The following is a 15,566-nucleotide window of genomic DNA, read 5'->3' on the forward strand; positions in this document are numbered from 1 at the left end:
AAAAATCCTGAATTGCACACCGTCGCAGGATGTCGATCCTGCACCGGTCCGCAGCGGACAAACGAGAGGGCTCTGGAAGGAAAAACTGCCCGCCTGCAAAGCCTCGGCTCAAGGCCGGAAAGCGTCAGACGGCGCCGTCATCCATTGGCGCTCGCGTTTGTCTGCTACCTGTGCGTCGACAGCTTCGCGACGCGCTAATTGCTGCAACGAACGTGTTTCAACAAAGCGCAAGCGGGCCGGCGACCAAAAGCCGCCGGCCCGCCATGCGGAGGTGCAATTACTTGACCTCGACCTTCGCGCCAGCGGCTTCGAGCAGCTTCTTCAGTGCTTCGGCGTCGGCCTTGGAAATGGCTTCCTTGACGGGCTTCGGCGCGCCGTCGACCAGATCCTTGGCTTCCTTCAGACCAAGGCCGGTGGCTGCACGAACGACCTTGATGACTTCAACCTTCTTCTCGCCGACGCCAGCGAGGATGACGGTGAATTCGGTCTGTTCTTCGACCGGAGCGGCGGCAGCGGCGCCCGGAGCGGCAACGGCCAGCGAGGCGGCAGAAACGCCAAACTTCTCTTCGAACGCCTTGACCAGATCGTTCAGTTCGAGGACCGTCAGATTGCCGACGGCGTCAAGGATGTCTTCTTTGCTGATAGCCATAATCGATTAACTCCTGATAACTTGAATCTTGAAAAAAGTCTGAATGCGAAACGTATTCGCCAAACGCTCAGGCTCAGGCCTCTGCCGAAGCTGCCTCTGCCGGTGCTGCTTCGGCAGGAGCTTCTGCGGCCGGCGCCGTGCGCTGCTCGGCGAGAGCAGCCAGCGCGCGGGCAAAGCTCGATACCGGCGCCTGCATGACGCCGATAAGACGTGCCAGCAGCTCTTCGCGGCTCGGGATCGAAGCAAGCGCCTGAACGCCGGCCTTGTCGAGCACGTTACCGCTGTAGCAACCCGCCTTCAGCACCAGTTTGTCGTTGGTTTTCGCGAAATCGCTGAGCACCTTCGCTGCCGCGACCGGATCTTCGGAAATGCTGTAGATCAGGGCGCCAGACATATGCTCGGCCAAGGCGGCGAACTGGGTGTCCGCCACTGCGCGCCGAACGAGGGTGTTCTTCAGTACGCGCAAATAAACGCCCGACTTGCGTGCCTGGGCGCGCAAACGGGTCAGATCGCCGACGGCGAGCCCGCTATACACGGCCAGAACGATCGTCTGGGCGCTGGCCACCTTCACCGATACTTCGGCTACGACGGCCTTCTTTTCATCTAGGTTAAGACCCACGGGCCTGTCCTCCTATCAAGTCCACACACGACGCATCCGGCTGGATACGCCGCACCCACGGCGACCTGGATCAGGAGCGCCACCGCCGCCCTTGCGGGCGTCAGCGAAAAATCCTGTTCGGGGTACACCGTCTGCGCAGGTCGCTTGCGCGCTTAAGCTTCTGGAGGGCGAACTGCAAAACCCTCCTGAAACGCCTGCGGTCTTTGACGATCCGCCGTTTCTGCCAACGAGCAGAAGCGACGGCCCAAAGTACTTTGGCACGGCAGCTTGCGCCACCGTGCCCACATTACTGTTACGCCTGCAAGCTGGCGATGTCGACCCGGACGCCCGGACCCATCGTGCTCGACACGGCGATCTTCTTCAGATACTGGCCCTTGGCAGTGGCCGGCTTGGCCTTGCTCAGTGCATCGACCAGCGCCTTCAGGTTTTCCTGCAGCTTGTCGACCTCAAACGATGCACGACCAATGGTGCAATGAATGATGCCGCCCTTGTCGGTGCGGTACTGCACCTGACCAGCCTTGGCGTTGCGCACGGCGGTAACGACATCCATCGTCACGGTGCCGACCTTCGGGTTCGGCATCAGGCCGCGTGGGCCGAGGATTTGGCCGAGCTGACCGACGACGCGCATCGCGTCCGGCGTGGCGATGACCACGTCGAAATTGAGGTTGCCTTCCTTGACCTGGGCGGCGAGATCGTCAAAACCGACGATGTCGGCGCCGGCGCCGCGTGCCGCTTCAGCCTTGTCGCCCTGGGCGAACACAGCGACGCGAACCGACTTGCCGGTACCGGCCGGCAGCACGACCGAGCCGCGAACGAGCTGGTCCGACTTGCGTGCGTCGATACCGAGATTGACGGCGACGTCGATCGACTCGTCGAACTTGGCGGTTGCCGCTTCCTTGGCCAGCGTCAGCGCTTCGGCGATGGCGTAGTTGCGGTTACGGTCGATCTTGCCCTTGAGGGCTTGTTGACGCTTGCTCAAAGCGGCCATTTCACAGCCCCTCCACGGTAATGCCCATCGAACGGGCGCTGCCGGCGATCGTGCGCACGGCCGCGTCCAGATCGGCGGCGGTCAGATCGGGCATCTTGCTCTTGGCAATGTCTTCGCACTGCGCGCGCGTCAGCTTGCCGACCTTGTCGGTATGCGGTTTTGCGCTACCCTTTTGCACGCCCGCGGCCTTCTTGATCAGCACCGTGGCGGGCGGCGTCTTCATGATGAAGGTGAAGCTCTTGTCCGCGAAAGCGGTGATCACCACCGGGATCGGCAGACCGGGTTCAAGGCCTTGCGTCTGGGCATTGAACGCCTTGCAGAATTCCATGATGTTCAGACCGCGCTGACCGAGCGCGGGGCCGATCGGGGGCGACGGATTCGCCTTGCCGGCGGGCACTTGCAGCTTGATAAAGCCGACGATTTTCTTTGCCACGTTAAAAGCTCCTGTAAATGGGTGCGAACGCGCCGTTACCGACGCTCCCCCAACAACGATTGCGGCCCACGGACCGCATTGCGATGCTGCCGACGCAACTGACGCCGGCAGCAACCTGGCCGAAAAATCAGGACTTCTCGACCTGGCTGAACTCCAGCTCGACCGGCGTCGCCCGACCGAAAATGGTCACGGAGACACGCAGGCGATTCTTTTCGTAATTGACGTCCTCGACCGAGCCATGGAAATCCGTGAACGGACCTTCCTTGACGCGAACGACCTCGCCCGGCTCGAACAGAACCTTGGGGCGCGGTTTTTCGACGCCTTCCTGCATTTGCTGCATGATCTTCGCCACTTCCTTTTCGGAAATCGGCGTCGGCTTGTTGGCAGCACCACCAACAAAACCGGTGACTTTCGGCGTGCTCTTGACCAGGTGCCAGGAGTCGTCGTTCATTTCCATTTCGACGAGCACATAACCGGGAAAGAACTTCCGCTCGGTAATGCTCTTCTGGCCGCCCTTCAACTCGACGACTTCCTCAACCGGCACCAGAATGCGGCCGAACTTGTCCTGCATCCCCTGACGGGCGACGCGGTCGATCAGCGCACGCTGCACGCTCTTTTCAAAACCGGAATAGGCGTGTACCACATACCAGCGCATGCTCATGATTTTTTCCATCCAAGAACCACGTCGTACAACAGCCACTCGAGACTCTTGTCGGCGAGCCAGAGGAAAAGCGCCATAACCACGACGAATGCGAAGACCATGCCGGTCGTCTGCAGCGTTTCCTTGCGTGACGGCCAGACGACCTTGCGTGCCTCGTTGACCGCTTCCTTCGAAAAATCGAAAAACTGACGTCCGGGCTCGGTCGCCCGAGCGGTCGCCGCCGCCGCTGCCAGACCGGCCAGCACTGCGAGCACACGAACGATCAGCGCCTGCTCGCCGAGCAGGTAAAAGCCGGCTACGCCAGCAGCAAGCAGGGCTAGCGCCAGCGCGAACTTGAGTTTGTCGGCCATTTCTTCAGCTTTGGTGATGTATGGCAGGGGCAGAGGGAATCGAACCCCCAACCTTCGGTTTTGGAGACCGACGCTCTGCCAGTTGAGCTATACCCCTGCGGCAGAGACTACCAGAGCGGCCTTGCACCGACCACCCTGGCGTCATAAAGCTGCTTTACTCGATGATCTTCGCGACGACGCCGGCGCCGACGGTGCGGCCGCCTTCGCGGATGGCGAAGCGCAGACCTTCTTCCATGGCGATCGGGGCGATCAGCTTGACGACGATCGACACGTTGTCGCCCGGCATGACCATTTCAACGCCTTCCGGCAGCGCGATGGCGCCGGTAACGTCGGTCGTGCGGAAGTAGAACTGCGGACGGTAGTTGTTGAAGAACGGCGTGTGGCGACCGCCTTCGTCCTTCGACAGCACGTACACTTCACCCGTGAAGTGGGTGTGCGGCTTGATCGAGCCCGGCTTGCACAGCACCTGGCCGCGCTCGACGTCTTCACGCTTGGTGCCACGCAGCAGCACGCCGACGTTGTCGCCGGCCTGACCTTGGTCGAGCAGCTTGCGGAACATTTCGACGCCCGTGCAGGTGGTCTTGACGGTGGCCTTGATGCCGACGATTTCGATTTCTTCGCCGACCTTGACGATGCCGCGTTCGACACGGCCGGTGACGACGGTGCCGCGGCCGGAGATCGAGAAGACGTCTTCGATCGGCAGCAGGAAGGGCTTGTCGATGGCGCGTTCCGGGGTCGGAATGTAGCTGTCGAGGGCATCAGCCAGGCGGAAGATGGCGGCTTCGCCGATTTCGCTCTGGTCGCCTTCGAGGGCCTTCAGCGCGGAGCCGTGGATGATCGGCACGTCGTCGCCCGGGAAGTCGTACTTGGACAGCAGTTCGCGCACTTCCATTTCGACCAGCTCGAGCAGTTCGGCGTCGTCCACCATGTCGCACTTGTTCAGGAAGACGATGATGTACGGCACACCGACCTGACGGGCGAGCAGGATGTGTTCGCGCGTTTGCGGCATCGGGCCGTCAGCGGCGGAACAGACGAGGATGGCGCCGTCCATCTGGGCGGCACCGGTAATCATGTTCTTGACGTAGTCGGCGTGGCCCGGGCAGTCAACGTGCGCGTAGTGACGCGTCGCGGTTTCGTATTCGACGTGCGCGGTGTTGATGGTGATGCCGCGCGCCTTTTCTTCCGGCGCCGCGTCGATCTGGTCGTACGCCTTCGCTTCACCACCGAACTTCTTCGACAGGATCGTCGTGATCGCCGCCGTCAGCGTCGTCTTGCCATGGTCAACGTGACCGATCGTCCCCACGTTCACGTGCGGCTTCGTACGTTCGAATTTTCCCTTAGCCATTTCGCTACCTCAAAACGTTAGAAGTAAAAAATCTTCGGCGCCAGAGCCGTGGTGCCCATGGGCAGGATTGAACTGCCGGCCTCTCCCTTACCAAGGGAGTGCTCTGCCACTGAGCTACATGGGCGCTCTTGCCTTGTTGTCGCCTGAAGCAATTTTCAGCCGCAGCGTGGAGCGGGTGAAGGGAATCGAACCCTCGTCTTAAGCTTGGAAGGCTTCAGCTCTACCATTGAGCTACACCCGCTAAACCGCAACCCGCGACACGATCGACCGCCGCTGAACGCAGCGGCTTTGTTTGGTGGAGGGAGAAGGATTCGAACCTTCGAAGGCAGAGCCGTCAGATTTACAGTCTGATCCCTTTGACCGCTCGGGAATCCCTCCAGCCCGGAACAAAAAATTCTGACGCCCCAGCGAAGGATTGTCAAACTGTTTTTTCCAGCCGGCGCGCAGTATAGCAGAAAGCCTTCCGGATACCAGTACCCGCTCAAGAAAATCTTTGCCGCGCAGCGTAGAATCGTTGCCCCGACTGATCGCGGAGATCGAGAATGCAAACATCCACTGCCACACCCGATGAAGGCGGCGATATCAAATCATGCGTACGGCAGGCGTTAAGTGCCGGTCCTGTGCCTGAAACGGCGCTGGCGGCCATTTTTCTCGCGGCGCGCACGCATGCGCGCTGGACAGCGCGGCCGGTTGCCGACGAAATCCTTCAGTTCGCCTATGAACTTGCGCGCATGGCGCCAACGGCGGCCAATTGTCAGCCTCTGCGCATCGTCTTCGTGCGCTCGGCCGAGGCCAAAGCGCGACTGTTGCCGGCGCTGGCGCCGGGCAACGTCGACAAGACGCTGAGTGCACCGGTGACGGCGATCCTCGCTTGGGACACGCGTTTCTACGAACTGTTGCCGAAGCTGTTCCCGCACACCGATGCGCGCGCCTGGTATGCCGGCGACGACAAAGCGGCACTCGCCCACGAAACCGCGTTCCGCAGCGCCAGCCTGCAGGCAGCGTACTTCATTCTCGCGGCGCGCGCGCTCGGCCTCGACTGTGGCCCGATGTCGGGATTCGACAACGCCACCGTCGACCGCGAGTTCTTTGCCGACGGGCGCTTCCGCTCCAACTTTCTGTGCAACCTCGGTTACGGCGACGCTTCGGCGCTGCACCCGCGCAGTCCGCGCCTCGACTTCGCCGAGGCGTGCGCGATCCTATGAGCCTAGCCCAGCCCCGCAAGCCACTGCCGGAAGCGCTGATCACCGCCCTGCAGGAATGCTTCGGCAAGCGCTTCTCGCGCGGCGAGTCGGTCCTTGCCCAGCACGGCCGTGACGAGTCGGTGCACGCGCCGATGCTGCCGGACGCCGTTGTTTTCGCCGAATCGACCGAAGAAGTCGCCGAGCTGATGCGCCTGTCGTACGCACACGCGGTACCGGTGATCGCCTACGGCGTCGGCAGCTCGGTCGAAGGCCACGTGCTCGCCATCCACGGTGGCATCTGCGTCGACCTCTCTGGCATGAAGCGGATCGTCGCCGTCCATAACGACGATCTTGATGCTGTCGTCGAAGCCGGCGTTACGCGCCTGCAACTCAATGCCGCGTTGCGTGACAGCGGGCTGTTCTTCCCGATCGACCCGGGCGCCGACGCGACGCTCGGCGGCATGGCGGCGACGCGCGCTTCGGGGACCAACGCCGTCCGTTACGGAACGATGCGCGAGAACGTTCTCGGCCTGACCGTGGTCCTGGCCGACGGCAGCATCGTCAGGACCGGCGGACGCGCGCGCAAGTCGTCGGCCGGTTACGACCTGACCCGCCTGTTCGTCGGATCGGAAGGAACGCTCGGCATCATCACCGAACTGACGCTGCGCCTGCAGCCGATCCCCGAAGCGATGTCGGCCGCCGTATGCGCTTTCCCCGACGTCGACGCCGCGGTACGCACGGTCATCCAGACGATCCAGTTCGGCATCCCGGTGGCGCGCATCGAACTGCTTGATGCGCTCACCCTCGCCGCCGTCAACCGCCACAGCAAGACGACGCTCGCTGAAGCGCCGACGCTGTTTTTCGAGTTTCACGGCAGCGCCGCGGCGGTCGAGGAGCAGGCGCAACTGGTGCAGGACATTGCCCGCGAACTCGGCGGCGAGGACTTCGCCTGGGCGACGCGCAACGAGGAACGCAGTCGCTTGTGGAAAGCGCGCCACGACGCCTATTTCGCCTGCCTGCAGCTGAAACCGGGCGCGCGCGCCTTCCCGACCGACGTCTGCGTACCGATTTCGCGGCTCGCCGAAGCCATCGCCTCGACCAACGAGGACATCGCCCGCGTCAGCATTCCAATCGCACTATTCGGCCATGTCGGCGACGGCAATTTCCATCTGGTCGTTCTCGTCGACCCCGCCAACCCGACCGAAATGGCCGAAGCCAAATGGATCAACGAACGCGTCGTCGAGCGGGCGCTGGCGATGGAAGGCACCTGCACCGGCGAGCACGGCGTCGGCATCGGCAAGGCGCGCTTTCTGGTGCGTGAGCACGGTGCGGCGGCGATACGCCTGATGCACGCGCTGAAGGACGCGCTCGATCCGCAGCACTGCCTCAATCCGGGCAAGATCCTGCCACCGATCGAGGACTGCACCGATTCCTGACGCCGCTCCCCGCGCGGCGGCGGACGTCCGCGCAGCCCGATCGGCGCCGGGGAGATGCGCAATACGGACGGCATGGCGCACCAGTTACAATGCGGCGCTCGCCAACGGAGTCGACCTTGCCACCTGAAACACCCTCGCTCGAAATATCCCGTCCTGCCCGCCAGCTTGCCCTGCAGGCGGCTGCCTGCCTGCTCGTACTGTCGCTCGCCTGGCCTTGGTTCGGCACGCGCGGGGAGCCCTTGCCGTGGCCGGAAACCGCCTTCGCCATCAGCGGCGTCGCTCTGCTGTTCGCCTCGCTGAGCCGGCAGACCTGGTGGTGGCGCCTGATCCATGCGGTTTTTGCGCCGCTGGCTTGGGCGGTCGCGCAACTGGCGATCGATCCGGGGTGGTTCCTCGCATTCTTCTTCGTCCTGCTGGTGCTCTATCGCGGTGCGCTCACCGGGCAGGCGCCGCTGTTCCTGTCGAACGCGACCACCGCCAGCGCACTCGAACAACTCACCGCCGACCGGCCCGGCATGCGCCTGCTTGATCTCGGCGCCGGCGTCGGCAGCGTGCTGTTGCCGCTGGCGCGCGCGCGCCCTGATGCACACCTCTGCGGCGTCGAAAATTCGCCACTGGTCTGGGCAATCGGACGCCTGCGCACTGCCGCCGTCGACAACTGCGACTGGCGGTGGGGCGATCTGCACAAGGCCGATCTGGGAGGCTACGACGTCGTCTACGCCTTCCTCTCGCCGGTACCCATGGCCGACCTGTGGCAAAAGGTGTGCGCCGAAATGAAGCCGGGCAGCCTGTTCATCAGCAACAGCTTTGCCGTTCCCGGCGTCGAGGCCAGCGCAGTGGTCGAGGTCGACGACAGCCGCAGCACCTGCCTTTATTGTTACCGACGCTAGGCTGGCGTCGCACAGCTTGCCGAACGCCAGCAATGCGGTAACACTGAGCATTTACGCAACAACTATTCGCATGTCCTTGCCGATGCTGCCGACACCGTGAAAAACTGGGGGATTCGCACCCGCGTCCTGCTTCTCGCGCTGCTGCCGGCGGTATCCATCGCCATCATGCTGGCGGGCTATCTCGGCTACCGCACGAGCAGCGAGTTCGAGCGCGACCTGCGCGATTACGGCATCGGCCTGTCGCGCCAACTCGCGGCAGTCGCCGAATTCAGCACTTACTCGCGTGATCGCGACGCCTTGCGCAACATTGCGCTGACGGCACTGGACGAACCGAATGTCGTCGCCACCGCAATCTTCGACGGCGAGGGGACGGCCATCGCCAGCGGCGGCTCGGCGCCCGCCAGGCTGCAGCCGATTCCACTCGACAACCAGCCACTGATCCTGATCGACACCGCCCGACGGATCGTCTTCGCCGCCCCGATTTTCGCGCCGCGCTACGACGTTGACGACCCGCTTGTCGCCGAAACAGCGGGCATCACCGCCAAGCGTGCACCACAGGGAACGATCGGCTGGATCACGCTTGAGATTTCGCGCGACGCCGCCGAGCAACGCAAGCGGGAAGCGCTCTTCTTCACGCTGCTGTCGTCGTTGCTCGTGCTCGCCTTCGGCGGCGGACTGGCGCTCGTCCTCAGCCGGCAGGTGACGCAACCGATCCTGCGACTGGAACAGGCCGTCGCGCGCATCCAGCGCGGCGAACTCGAGGCGCGCGTTCCCGCGACCAGCGGCGGCGACCTGCAGCGCCTTGAAGAAGGTATGAACGCCATGGCAGAAGCGCTGAGCGAAGGTCGCTCGCTGCTGCAGGCGCGCATCCGCGAAGCGACGCGTGAACTGCAGGCAAAGAAAGACGAGGCCGAACGCGCCAGCGTCGCCAAGTCGCGTTTCCTTGCCGCCGCCAGCCACGACCTGCGCCAACCGCTGCATGCGCTGTCACTCTTTTCAGCCGACCTGCAACGCGCCGCGGAAATGCAGGATCAGCAACGCCTGCGCCAGCTCTCCGAGCGTGTCGCCGAGTCGGTCGAAGCGATGAGCGGTCTGCTCGACGCGCTGCTCGACATCTCCCGTCTCGACATCGGCGGCGTCGCCGTGCAGCCGGAGAACATCGCCCTGAACGAGCTCCTGACGCGGCTCGAAGCGCGTTTCGCGCGCAGCGCGAGCGATGCCGGCCTGCGCCTGCGTTTCCGGCCAAGCGGCGCGCAACTGTTCTGCGACCCGGTCCTGCTTGAACGGCTGCTCACCAACCTCATCGCCAACGCCATCCGCTACACGCGGCGCGGTGGCATTCTCGTTGCTGCACGCAAGCGCGGCAGGAATCTGCGCATCGAGGTGCGCGACAGCGGTATCGGCATTGCACGCGAGCATCAGCAAGCGGTTTTCGAGGAGTTCTTCCAGGTCGGCAACAACGCGCGTGTCCGCGGAGAAGGTCTTGGCCTCGGGCTGGCCATCGTCAGCCGCCTGGCGCGACTGCTCGACACACGCATCGAGTTGCGCTCCCAATCGGGTCAGGGATCGGTCTTCGCGGTGACGCTGCCGCTGTCAGCGGCAGGCAACACCCCAGGCAGCACAGAAGCAAGCGCGGCGCGCACGCCGGCGGAAAAGTCGCCGCTGCTGCGTCTGCTGCTGCTGCAGCCCGAATCACCCGAGTTGCAGAATATTGCCGTGCTGGCCGAGAGCTGGGGCTACACCTGCAAGGATCTCAGCACCACTGAAGTCGGTGTGGAAACCCCTGCCGACGGTCAGACGGTCATCGTCGCGCAAGCCGGGAAGCTGGCGGAGCTGACAGCGATGGGAGTGACACTGCCGCTGATCGTCCTTGGCGGCGACGGCAGATTGCCGGCCGGCGCCCACCGGCTGCCACTGCCCCTGCGCCCGGCCAAGCTGCGCGCACTGCTGGCACAACTGCTGAGCAGCGCGGACCGCGACAAGGGCGCCGCCGAGCCCACCCGGCCGGGGCGGGTGCAGCCGCTGGAATAAGGGTGAAGCGCCGGCCGAAGCAGCCGAACGCCGCGAATGTGTCGACGCGTTCCGGCAGACTCAGCGCTGCAGCCGGATGCCGAAGCGATTGACGGCGACCAGCGCCTGCGTCCGGCTGGAAACACCGAGCGCCTTGAAGATCGCGGTGATGTGAATCTTCACCGTGCCTTCGGTCAGGCCGAGCCGGGTACCGATGTCGCGATTCGATTTGCCACGCACCATCAGCGAGAGCACGTCGACCTGACGCTCGGTCAGACCGAACTCGGAGGGGTCGGCGCTACCGCCGATCGACTGCACCGGCAGATCGGTGCCAAGCTTCAGCGGCATCGACTTGTCCGGCGTGAAAATGCCGCCGTCGAGCACCTCGCGCAACGCCGCCAGCAAGCGCTCGCCGGAGTAGGCCTTCGGCACGAAGCCGGACGCGCCCCCCTTCAGCGCCCGACCGACCGTAAGCGCGTCGTCGTAGGCGGAAACGATGACGACGGGAATGGTCGGATAGCGGCCGCGGATGATGCCGAGACAAGTCAGCCCGTCGACGCCCGGCAATCCGAGATCGAGCAGGATCATGTCCAGATCGCCATGTTGCTCGAGTTGCTTGCCGGCGCAGTCACAGTCTGCCGCCTCCAGCACAAGAACTTCCTGATCCAGTTGGCGCAGAGTGCGAACCAGTCCTTCGCGCACCAGCGCGTGATCTTCGACGACGAGTATTTTGAGCATGATTACCGAATTGAGTAACGCCAGACCGGTAGCACTTTAGCATTTCGCGCAGCAGCGCGCCGGGCTGCCTGCGATATTTGCTAAGATGCAGCGAACCACGGCCGAGGAGGCAGCATGTCAGCAGACCCGAGCAAGGATCCGATCGACTTCGTCCGTAACTTCTGGGGAGCGATGGGCTTCTCGCTGCCGGGCATGGTGACGCCCACTTTTGACGTCGACGAACTCGGCAAGCGGATCAACGACCTGAAAGCGGTCGAGGGCTGGCTGAAAATGAATCTGTCGATGCTGCAGATGACGATCCAGAGCCTCGAGATGCAATGTGTGACGCTCAATGCGGTGCGTACGATGAGCGCCATGGCGTCGGGCGAGACCGCCGACAAATCGCCGGCCGGTGGCGAAGGCTCGGGTAGCGAAGCCTTCGCGCAAGCTGCCCTGTGGCCGTGGCATCTGATGCAGCAGATGCAGGAAAACCTCAACGCGCAAAGCGAAGCCGGCGCAGAAAAAGACGCCGGTGCAGCGGGCGAGAACAGCGCCGAGAACGCCAAGCCGCGCGGCTGATGCGGCGCTTGGCGCATGCTGCCGCGCCCGGCGCCCGATCAGCCCGCCAGCCACCCCGCCCAGAACGGCAAGGTCAGCATCGATGCCAGCGTTGACGCCGAGATCAGCCAGGCGACGCTGACGCCGTCGCCGCCCATGCGCATCGCCAGGATGTACGCCGACGATGCTGTCGGCAGGGCGGCGAAGAGCACCACCGTCTCGAAGTAGATTCCCTGCAGGCCGAAAGCGCGCGCAACGAGCACGGCAATCAGCGGCAGCGCCAGCAATTTGACCAGCAAAAGGTAGAACGACGCGACGCGCACGCCTGGCTGGCCGCGCCAGCGCAGTGCGGCGCCGACGGCAAGCAGGCCGAGCGCGATCGCTGCATCGGACAGGCGACCTAGGAAGGCCGCCAGCGGCTGCGGCGGCACGAAACCCGCGAGATTGAGCACGAGTCCAGCTGCGGTCGCCCAGATCAGCGGATTGCGCGCGACTTCGCGCCACAGGCTGGCCTCGCCGTGGCGCGCCAGCATGAATACCGCCGCCAGATTGACGAAGGGCACGGTGACGCCGACGACCAACCCCATCGTCGCGATTCCCGACGAGCCGTAAAGCATGCCGGCGATGGCAAGTCCGATATACGAATTGAAACGGAACCCACACTGGAAGATCGAGGCAAAGACCATCGGCGGCAGCTTGAACAGCAGGCGCATGGCCAGCGCCAGCAGCATGCCGGCGCCGAGCGTGGCCATCGCCGTCAGGAGCAGCGGCGCGGCGACGGCGAGATCCAGCCGCGTGCGCATGATGGCGTTGACCAGCAGCGCCGGGAAAAGCACGAAGTAGACGAGCTTCTCCAGCCCGCTCCAGAAGTGGTCGCCCAGATGCATGCCGCGGCGGATCAGCGCGCCGAGCAGGATCAGGGCGAAGTCGGGAAGCAGCAGCAGCGCTGTCGACATCAGGCGCTTTCGCTGAAGTTTGCGCGCAGCATGTTCATTCCTCGCAGCGTTCGAGCCAGCTGGCGTCCATGTCGATCAGGACGCCGGCGCGCAATGACTGTTCGAGGAACTGGCCGCGGAACAGCCAGCCGTTGTCGCCATGCGCGTGCGTCCACGGCGTCTCCCAGGCGTCGGCGCGCAAGGTGACGCGCCACACCTCGACATCGCGCACGGCTGCGGGGCTGCTGACGCAGGGCAGCGCTGCCGCCAGCCGCGACCAGTCGGCCGGGGTGTAGGACTGTCGCGGCTTGTCAAAGCGCGGGCAAACAGCAGCGCGACGTTGTTCGCGGCGCACCTCGGTGAGCGTTCCGCGCAGCCACCAGGTCGCCGTTTTCAGGACTTGCCCGACGCCGCCCTCACGGAAGATCGCACAATCGCCGACCTGCGGAGCGCGTGCTGCCGGCGGGAGCTGAGTGGCCTGCGCAGTGGCCCACGGAGAAATAGCGGCCAGCGACACGCTGAGGCTGCAAACGCTGGCGGCGCGCAAGAAGCGCGCGGACTGACAAATCGGCATGGCAGGACAATCGGGGGCGACAGAACCCCGATTTTACGGCGGCAACGCGCTCGCGCCGAGCCCGCTGGCAGTGGCTCAGTCGTAGCGGCGCCGGTCCTCGATTACCTTGCCGTCGTTGGGCAGCGAACCCGGCGCGCAGAAAGTGGCTTCGCCGCGCAGCTTGCTTACCTCGCGCATGCTGACGACGAGGGCCGCACCGAGTTCCGGCGAGGCATGCGCCTGATCGACCTCGCAGTTGAGCGTCATGCGATCGGCACCGCTGTCGTTATCGACCACCAGGCGCGCGCGCACGATCTGCGGATGGCGGCGCAGGGTTTCCGCCACCTGTGCCGGATGCACGAACATGCCCTTGACCTTGGTCGTCTGGTCGGCACGCCCGAGCCAGCCGCGAATGCGCACGTTGGTGCGCCCACAGGGGCTCTCCCCGGGCAGCACTGCCGACAGGTCGCCGGTGGCAAAGCGGATCAGCGGATAGTCGGGGTTGAAGCTGGTGACGACGACTTCGCCGACTTCGCCCTCGGCGACCGGATCGCCGGTACCGGGACGAACGATTTCGAGCAGTACGCCTTCGTCGAGCACCAGCCCCTCTTCGGCTTCGCTTTCGTAGGCAATCATGCCGAGGTCTGCCGTGGCATAGGCCTGGCGCACGACGATACCGCGCGCCTGCAGCGACTGGCGCAGCGAGGCCGGCAAGGCTTCGCCCGACACCAGCGCCTTTTTCAGCGAAGAGACGTCGCTGCCGAGTTCGTCGGCCTTGTCGAGGATGATGCGCAGGAACGACGGCGTGCCGACATAGGCCGCCGGGCGCAGGTCGGCGATGGTCTGCACCTGCTGCTCGGTCTGACCGATGCCGGCGGGAAAGACCGGGCAGCCGAGGCGCTGCGCGCCGCCTTCGAGCATCGAACCGGCCGGCGTGAAGTGATACGAGAAAGTGTTGTGCACCAGATCGCCGGCGGCAAAGCCGGCGGCGTGCAAGGCCCGCGCGAAGCGCCACCAGTCGTCGCCGCGCCCTTCCGGATCGTAGATCGGGCCCGGCGACGCGAAGACCCGCGCCAGACCGGCCACGGGCGTGGCATTGAGCCCACCGAAAGGCGGCTGCGTGCGCTGCTGCTCGATCAGGTCGCTCTTGCGCGTCACCGGCAGTTCGGCCAGCGCCGCACGCGAGTTCACCGCCGCGGCATCAACGCCGGCGAGGCGCTGGCTGAAATAGCCGGAGCGCGCCTGCGCATGCGCCACCTGCCCCGGCAAAGCGGCGAGTAGCGCCGCTTCGCGTTCGGCGGGGGCACGGGTTTCAAGGGAATCGTAATGGCTCATGGCGGCTCGCAGGCAGTCGATGGCAGGCGCGGTTCAGGACAACCAGCGCTTGCGCCGGCGATAGTGTTTGACATCGCGGAAACTCTTGCGCCCGGCGCTGGAAAGCCCCAGGTAAAACTCCTTGACGTCCTCGTTCGACGCCAGATCGCTGGCCTCGCCTTCCATGACCACACGGCCGTTCTCGAGGATGTAGCCAAAGTCGGCATAGCGCAGCGCGACCATGGTGTTCTGCTCGGCGAGCAGGAAGCTCACCTGCTCGCTGCGGTTGAGGTCGCGCACGATCTCGAAGATTTCTTCGACGATCTGCGGCGCCAGCCCCATCGACGGTTCGTCGAGCAGGATCATCTCGGGCTTGGCCATCAGCGCCCGGCCGATCGCGCACATCTGCTGCTCGCCGCCCGAGGTGTAGCCGGCCTGCGTCATCCGCCGCTGTTTGAGGCGCGGGAAAAAGTGGTAGACACGTTCGAGGCTGTCGCGGATTTCGCCACGCGCACTGCCGCGCGTATAGGCGCCGGTAAGCAGGTTTTCCTCGAGCGTCAGGTGCGCAAAGCAGTGGCGACCTTCCATCACCTGGATGACGCCACGCTTGACCAGTTCGTTCGGTGTCAGCTGGTCGACCCGATTGCCCTTGAACTCGACGGCGCCCTTGGTGACGTCGCCGCGTTCGGCGTGCAACAGATTGGAAATGGCCTTCAGCGTCGTCGACTTGCCGGCACCGTTGGCGCCGAGCAGCGCAACCACGCGCCCCTTGGGCACTTCGAGCGAGACGCCCTTGAGCACGAGGATGACGTGATCGTAGATCACCTCGATGTTGTTGACCGATAGATAGCGCTCGGGCGCAGCCGGCGCCGGCGTCGATGTCGTCATGGAATGACCGTCACGAAAATTTTGGAGAGATGGGCA

At 64.4% G+C, this 15,566-nt stretch carries 17 protein-coding genes and 4 tRNA genes; 5 read left to right on the forward strand and 16 right to left on the reverse strand.

Going from position 1 to position 15,566, the window contains the following annotated elements; genetic code table 11:
• Positions 1-277: 277 nt before the first annotated feature.
• The 11 genes from rplL to GGD90_RS01395 form a co-directional block, all read right to left on the reverse strand.
• Complete coding sequence (rplL, locus tag GGD90_RS01345; protein WP_153115081.1) at positions 278-649, reverse strand: 50S ribosomal protein L7/L12; 372 nt, start codon at positions 647-649, stop codon at positions 278-280.
• 73 nt (positions 650-722) lie between these two features.
• Positions 723-1,268: a 50S ribosomal protein L10 gene (gene rplJ / locus GGD90_RS01350; RefSeq protein ID WP_153115080.1), complete on the reverse strand. Its 546-nt coding sequence runs from the start codon at positions 1,266-1,268 to the stop codon at positions 723-725.
• 292 nt (positions 1,269-1,560) lie between these two features.
• Positions 1,561-2,256: a 50S ribosomal protein L1 gene (gene rplA / locus GGD90_RS01355; protein ID WP_153115079.1), complete on the reverse strand. Its 696-nt coding sequence runs from the start codon at positions 2,254-2,256 to the stop codon at positions 1,561-1,563.
• 1 nt (position 2,257) lies between these two features.
• On the reverse strand, positions 2,258-2,689 hold the full coding sequence (rplK, locus tag GGD90_RS01360) for a 50S ribosomal protein L11 (protein WP_153115078.1): 432 nt from the start codon (positions 2,687-2,689) through the stop codon (positions 2,258-2,260).
• Positions 2,690-2,816: 127 nt separating this feature from the next.
• A complete protein-coding gene (gene nusG / locus GGD90_RS01365; protein WP_153115077.1) occupies positions 2,817-3,350 on the reverse strand; it encodes a transcription termination/antitermination protein NusG in 534 nt (177 codons plus the stop codon).
• Positions 3,347-3,700 (reverse strand): preprotein translocase subunit SecE, encoded by a 354-nt coding sequence (secE, locus tag GGD90_RS01370; RefSeq protein ID WP_153115076.1) that lies wholly within the window; start codon positions 3,698-3,700, stop codon positions 3,347-3,349. Before secE ends, nusG begins: the two co-directional genes overlap by 4 nt.
• Before the next feature lie 21 nt (positions 3,701-3,721).
• Positions 3,722-3,797, reverse strand: a tRNA-Trp gene (locus GGD90_RS01375).
• Between the two features lie 57 nt (positions 3,798-3,854).
• On the reverse strand, positions 3,855-5,045 hold the full coding sequence (gene tuf, locus GGD90_RS01380) for an elongation factor Tu (protein WP_153115075.1): 1,191 nt from the start codon (positions 5,043-5,045) through the stop codon (positions 3,855-3,857).
• A 49-nt stretch (positions 5,046-5,094) separates the two neighbouring features.
• Positions 5,095-5,169, reverse strand: a tRNA-Thr gene (locus tag GGD90_RS01385).
• A gap of 43 nt (positions 5,170-5,212) precedes the next feature.
• Positions 5,213-5,286, reverse strand: a tRNA-Gly gene (locus GGD90_RS01390).
• Between the two features lie 52 nt (positions 5,287-5,338).
• Positions 5,339-5,423: transfer RNA gene (locus GGD90_RS01395), tRNA-Tyr, on the reverse strand.
• A gap of 164 nt (positions 5,424-5,587) precedes the next feature.
• Between GGD90_RS01395 and GGD90_RS01400 the strand changes: the two genes are divergently transcribed.
• From GGD90_RS01400 to GGD90_RS01415, 4 genes are all read left to right on the forward strand, one after another.
• Positions 5,588-6,250 carry a malonic semialdehyde reductase gene (locus GGD90_RS01400; RefSeq protein WP_153115074.1) on the forward strand — a complete coding sequence of 221 codons (663 nt, stop codon included), beginning with the start codon at positions 5,588-5,590 and terminating at the stop codon, positions 6,248-6,250.
• Positions 6,247-7,665, forward strand: a complete 1,419-nt coding sequence (locus GGD90_RS01405; protein WP_153115073.1) for an FAD-binding oxidoreductase — start codon at positions 6,247-6,249, stop codon at positions 7,663-7,665. The genes GGD90_RS01400 and GGD90_RS01405 overlap by 4 nt, the downstream gene beginning before the upstream one ends.
• Before the next feature lie 116 nt (positions 7,666-7,781).
• Complete coding sequence (locus tag GGD90_RS01410) at positions 7,782-8,555, forward strand: class I SAM-dependent methyltransferase (RefSeq protein ID WP_153115072.1); 774 nt, start codon at positions 7,782-7,784, stop codon at positions 8,553-8,555.
• A 96-nt stretch (positions 8,556-8,651) separates the two neighbouring features.
• Positions 8,652-10,586, forward strand: a complete 1,935-nt coding sequence (locus GGD90_RS01415) for an ATP-binding response regulator (protein ID WP_153115071.1) — start codon at positions 8,652-8,654, stop codon at positions 10,584-10,586.
• A 60-nt stretch (positions 10,587-10,646) separates the two neighbouring features.
• Here GGD90_RS01415 and GGD90_RS01420 read toward each other — a convergent pair whose 3' ends face one another.
• Positions 10,647-11,303 (reverse strand): response regulator, encoded by a 657-nt coding sequence (locus tag GGD90_RS01420; RefSeq protein ID WP_153115070.1) that lies wholly within the window; start codon positions 11,301-11,303, stop codon positions 10,647-10,649.
• Positions 11,304-11,417: 114 nt separating this feature from the next.
• On the opposite strand from GGD90_RS01420, the gene GGD90_RS01425 reads away from it, so the two are divergent.
• The gene (locus tag GGD90_RS01425) at positions 11,418-11,861 is read left to right on the forward strand and encodes a PhaM family polyhydroxyalkanoate granule multifunctional regulatory protein (protein ID WP_153115069.1); all 444 of its coding nucleotides are present in this window, start codon (positions 11,418-11,420) and stop codon (positions 11,859-11,861) included.
• Between the two features lie 38 nt (positions 11,862-11,899).
• Here the strand turns inward: GGD90_RS01425 and GGD90_RS01430 are convergent, their stop codons facing one another.
• From GGD90_RS01430 to GGD90_RS01445, 4 genes are all read right to left on the reverse strand, one after another.
• Complete coding sequence (locus GGD90_RS01430; protein WP_153115068.1) at positions 11,900-12,796, reverse strand: AEC family transporter; 897 nt, start codon at positions 12,794-12,796, stop codon at positions 11,900-11,902.
• A gap of 34 nt (positions 12,797-12,830) precedes the next feature.
• Entirely contained in the window at positions 12,831-13,292 is a 462-nt protein-coding gene (locus GGD90_RS01435) for a hypothetical protein (protein WP_153115067.1), read from the reverse strand.
• A gap of 132 nt (positions 13,293-13,424) precedes the next feature.
• On the reverse strand, positions 13,425-14,663 hold the full coding sequence (locus tag GGD90_RS01440; RefSeq protein ID WP_153115066.1) for a phenylacetate--CoA ligase family protein: 1,239 nt from the start codon (positions 14,661-14,663) through the stop codon (positions 13,425-13,427).
• Between the two features lie 33 nt (positions 14,664-14,696).
• Positions 14,697-15,530: an ABC transporter ATP-binding protein gene (locus GGD90_RS01445; protein ID WP_153115065.1), complete on the reverse strand. Its 834-nt coding sequence runs from the start codon at positions 15,528-15,530 to the stop codon at positions 14,697-14,699.
• Positions 15,531-15,566 lie beyond the last annotated feature (36 nt).

The sequence above is a fragment of the Rhodocyclus tenuis genome (assembly GCF_014197755.1).
GTDB lineage: Bacteria > Pseudomonadota > Gammaproteobacteria > Burkholderiales > Rhodocyclaceae > Rhodocyclus > Rhodocyclus tenuis.

Excerpts from the sequence above, each read along its gene's own strand:
- rplL (WP_153115081.1), bottom strand. The coding sequence starts at position 649 with ATGGCTATCAGCAAAGAAGACATCCTTGACGCCGTCGGCAATCTGACG.
- rplA (WP_153115079.1), bottom strand. The coding sequence starts at position 2,256 with ATGGCCGCTTTGAGCAAGCGTCAACAAGCCCTCAAGGGCAAGATCGAC.
- nusG (WP_153115077.1), bottom strand. The coding sequence starts at position 3,350 with ATGAGCATGCGCTGGTATGTGGTACACGCCTATTCCGGTTTTGAAAAG.
- secE (WP_153115076.1), bottom strand. The coding sequence starts at position 3,700 with ATGGCCGACAAACTCAAGTTCGCGCTGGCGCTAGCCCTGCTTGCTGCT.
- tuf (WP_153115075.1), bottom strand. The coding sequence starts at position 5,045 with ATGGCTAAGGGAAAATTCGAACGTACGAAGCCGCACGTGAACGTGGGG.
- GGD90_RS01400 (WP_153115074.1), top strand. The coding sequence starts at position 5,588 with ATGCAAACATCCACTGCCACACCCGATGAAGGCGGCGATATCAAATCA.
- GGD90_RS01405 (WP_153115073.1), top strand. The coding sequence starts at position 6,247 with ATGAGCCTAGCCCAGCCCCGCAAGCCACTGCCGGAAGCGCTGATCACC.
- GGD90_RS01420 (WP_153115070.1), bottom strand. The coding sequence starts at position 11,303 with ATGCTCAAAATACTCGTCGTCGAAGATCACGCGCTGGTGCGCGAAGGA.
- GGD90_RS01425 (WP_153115069.1), top strand. The coding sequence starts at position 11,418 with ATGTCAGCAGACCCGAGCAAGGATCCGATCGACTTCGTCCGTAACTTC.
- GGD90_RS01430 (WP_153115068.1), bottom strand. The coding sequence starts at position 12,796 with ATGTCGACAGCGCTGCTGCTGCTTCCCGACTTCGCCCTGATCCTGCTC.
- GGD90_RS01440 (WP_153115066.1), bottom strand. The coding sequence starts at position 14,663 with ATGAGCCATTACGATTCCCTTGAAACCCGTGCCCCCGCCGAACGCGAA.
- GGD90_RS01445 (WP_153115065.1), bottom strand. The coding sequence starts at position 15,530 with ATGACGACATCGACGCCGGCGCCGGCTGCGCCCGAGCGCTATCTATCG.